Source organism: Hymenobacter agri (assembly GCF_054778495.1).
Map to the genome: position 1 here is coordinate 1 of NZ_BAAGZM010000454.1, position 3,549 is coordinate 3,549.

Sequence of the window (3,549 nt, forward strand, 5' to 3'; positions counted from 1 at the left end):
GGACCCGCCCGCCGTACTGCCGAAGCCCAGTCGGCCCGAGCCGAAGAAGCGCCCCCGCCGGAAAGGGCCCGCCCGGTAGCGGCCGGACGGGTGGGGCAATTCATTCGTGTGCCCGGCGTGCACCTCACCGCTGACTTTGGACCGCTCGTCAAATAATCCACGCCGAGCGCTGCCGACGAGGGTAGGTTGCTTGATTCACCAAGCGTTTCAAGCGATGGAAGACGAGAAAGGACTGCGAAAAATCATGGAGTTTATGCGCCTGTTTGCCATTGTGCTGATGGGCATCAACATCTACTATTATTGCTTCGGCTACTTCAAAAGCATGGGCTGGACGCCGGCCGTGGTCGAGCATATTCTGGAGAGCTTTACCCGGAACACGTTTCTGTTCAAGGCCAGCTGGGTGAGCAAGACGCTGGCTGTAGTATTCCTGCTGCTGAGCTGCCTCGGCACGCGGGGGCGGGCCAATGAGAAGCTAAAAGGGGCCACGGTGGCGGGCTACGCGGCCATTGGTCTGGCGCTGATTTATGGGTCGGATGTGGTGCGTAGCTTTTCGCTGGGCGCCGGGCTGACGACAGCGCTGTACATAGGGCTGCTGTCGGGGGGCTTTTTGCTGCTGCTGAGTGCCGGAGCCTGGCTGAGCCGGCTGTTTAACAATGACCTGATGAAGGACATCTTCAACAAGGCCAATGAGAGCTTCCCGCAGGAGGAGCGGCTGATGGAAAATGAGTATTCGGTGAACCTGCGCACCGAGTACCAGCTGCGCGGCAAGCCGCACCACGGCTGGCTGAACGTGGTGAATCCGTTCCGGGCTACGATGGTGCTGGGCACGCCGGGCTCAGGCAAGTCATTCGCTATCATCAACGAGTTTATCCGGCAGCACCTGGCCAAGGGCTTCTGCATGTACATCTACGACTACAAGTTTGACGACTTGAGCCGCATCTGCTATAACACGCTGCTGCGCTACCAGGACAAGTTTGATAAGCCGGTGGGCTTCTACGTCATCAACTTCGACAACCCGCGCAAGAGCCACCGCTGCAACCCGCTTCTGCCCGAGCTGATGACCGACATTGTGGATGCTTACGAGTCGGCTTCCACCATCATGCTCAACCTCAATAAGAGCTGGATTCAGAAGCAGGGCGACTTTTTCGTGGAGTCGCCCATCAACTTCGTGGCGGCCATTATCTGGTTTTTGAAGCTGTTCGAGAAGGGTAAGTACTGCACCTTTCCCCACGTCATTGAGTTTCTGAGCCGCGACTACGAGGAGATTTTTCCGGTGCTGGCTTCCTACCCCGAGATTGAGAACCTGGTGAAGCCGTTTGTGTCGGCGTTTCAGAAAGATGCCATTGAGCAGCTGGAAGGCCAGATTGCCAGCGCCCGGATTCCGCTGGGCCGGCTGGCCTCGCCGCAACTGTACTGGGTGATGTCAGGCAACGATTTTACGCTCGATATCAACAGCAACGAGGAGCCGAAGGTGCTGTGCGTGGGCAACAACCCCGACCGGCAGGCCATCTACGGGGCCGCGCTGGGCCTATACAACGCCCGGCTGGTGAAGCTGGTGAACCAGAAGGGCAAGCGCAAATCCTCCATCATTATTGACGAACTGCCCACCATCTATTTCAAGGGCTTGGATAACCTCATTGCCACGGCGCGGAGCAACAAGGTGAGCACATGCCTGGGCTTCCAGGACTTCTCGCAGCTGGAACGCGACTACGGCCAGAAGGAGGCCGAAGTCATCAAGAACACCGTGGGCAACGTGTTCAGCGGGCAGGTGTCGGGCAACAGCGGCAAATGGCTGAGCGAGCGGTTTGGTAAGATTCTGCAGCAGCGCCAGAGCCTGAGCATCAACATGCGCGAAACCAGCACCAGCCTCTCCACCCAGATGGACAGCATGATTCCGGCCAGCACCATTGCTAACCTGACGCAGGGCAACTTCGTGGGCGCGGTAGCCGACAACTTCGGCGAGGAAATCGACCAGAAGGTGTTTCACGCCCGCATTCAGGTGGACGTGAAGGCGGTGACTGCTGAGGCCAAGAACTATCAGCCCATCCCCGACATCACCAGCTTCATTAACCCGGCCACGGGCAAGGACGAAGCCGAGGAGATGATTAAGGCCAACTTCAACCGCGTGAAAACCGAAGTGAAGGAACTGTGCGCCCGCGAGCTGCTGCGCATCGGGCAGGACCCCACGCTGCGGCACCTCATCAAGGAGAAAGTAGAAAAGTAAGGCTAGGACAGGTGGCCTACTGGACGGCACGAAGCCGGGTTTTGCGCCCCGGCTTCGTGCCGTTCGTGTGCCCGGGTGGCACCTCACAATCTAATTCCGCCCACTCGTCAATTTTCTGCTCTGGGCCTGATGGAGGCCGGTAGGTTTGCAGCGTCGAATTCCGGGCCGGCCGCGCCTGCGCCGGCCGGAAGGGCAGCTTTTATTCACCTACCCATTCCTCCTATGGCTGAGCAAGATGAAGTGAATACCCCCACGCCGGAGCGCTGGTATATGAGTGCGGTGCCGACTTCCAACGGCAACCTCAGCGGCCAGGGCTTGCAGCGGCAGCCCGCCGGGCACTCCCTCTATGAGATTCAGGTCAATCCCGCCAATCCTAATCAGGCGGCCCTGCTGCCGGCCCCCGGCGCGGATGGCCGGCTGCTGAATGCCTTCGACCACGCCCTGATGCGGGCCTTTACTACCAATAGGCTGCCTGGCCGCGAGGATAAGTTTCTCACCGTGGAAAAGCCTACAATGTTGGAAAAGGTGGGGGAGAACTGGAAAATCATCGAGCAGGGCCGCGTAGGCTACAGCGCCACCGAACCCGAGCAGCGGTTGCAGGTATTTGGTCAAGTGCCTCCACAGGCTACCCAGCAGGCTGAACTAACGACGCGGGCCGAGGAGCTGGCCAGCGAGGTAGCTACCACTGTCGGCACTATTCGCACCGAGGCGGAAGCGGAGCTGGAAGTAGTGGCCAACCGCGCGCAGCAAGGACCCGACGATAGCCGGGCCACCTACGCGGATTCCCTACGAGATGAAGCCCGAGCGGAATTAGGCGAAAGCACCGACGCGCCGGAGCGGCAACAACCGGTAGGGGAGGGGCATAGTCGCGAGCAGCCGCCCGTGGCGCCAGCCCCGGATGCTGCGGCCAGCACGGAGCCGGTTGGGGAAATGCGCATTACCTGGCAGCAGAAGGGCGACGAAGTGGCCCCGCTGCTGGAAATGCGGGCCTACCTCGACCAGCTCAAGGAAGCCGGCGTGGCGGTGGGCGCTTTTCAGCTGGAGCGCGACCCGGCCGGCAAGCTCAGCGGCGGCTTCGCGGTGAGCTACGACCCGGAGTCGCACAAGCTGGGCCAGCTCGAAGCAGCTCTGCAGGGCTTCCGGCAAGTGGGGAATGGTGTGGCCGTGGTCGAGAGGCTCGAGCAGGCCGCTGCCCGGCGGCAGGAAGTGGGCTACGATGACGACTACGAGCCGCAGCGCAGCAAGCAGGTGCGCGAAGCGTTCGCCGTGAAGCAGTGGGACGCGCTCAGTGCCCAGCTCTCGGCCGCGCCCAAGCACGCCCTCAC

Annotated in this window: 2 protein-coding genes; both read left to right on the top strand. The window is 60.9% G+C overall.

Features of this window, described 5'->3' with window-relative positions; genetic code table 11:
* The first annotated feature begins 214 nt into the window (after positions 1 to 214).
* A complete protein-coding gene (mobC, locus tag ACYVDE_RS17540; RefSeq protein ID WP_460502845.1) occupies positions 215 to 2,224 on the top strand; it encodes a conjugal transfer protein MobC in 2,010 nt (669 codons plus the stop codon).
* Positions 2,225 to 2,446: 222 nt separating this feature from the next.
* The coding region (locus ACYVDE_RS17545) for a hypothetical protein (protein ID WP_460502847.1) at positions 2,447 to 3,549 on the top strand (1,103 nt) is incomplete at its 3' end.

What these genes read in the sequence shown, in the direction of transcription:
- mobC (WP_460502845.1), top strand. Translation starts at nt 215, where the DNA reads ATGGAAGACGAGAAAGGACTGCGAAAAATCATGGAGTTTATGCGCCTG.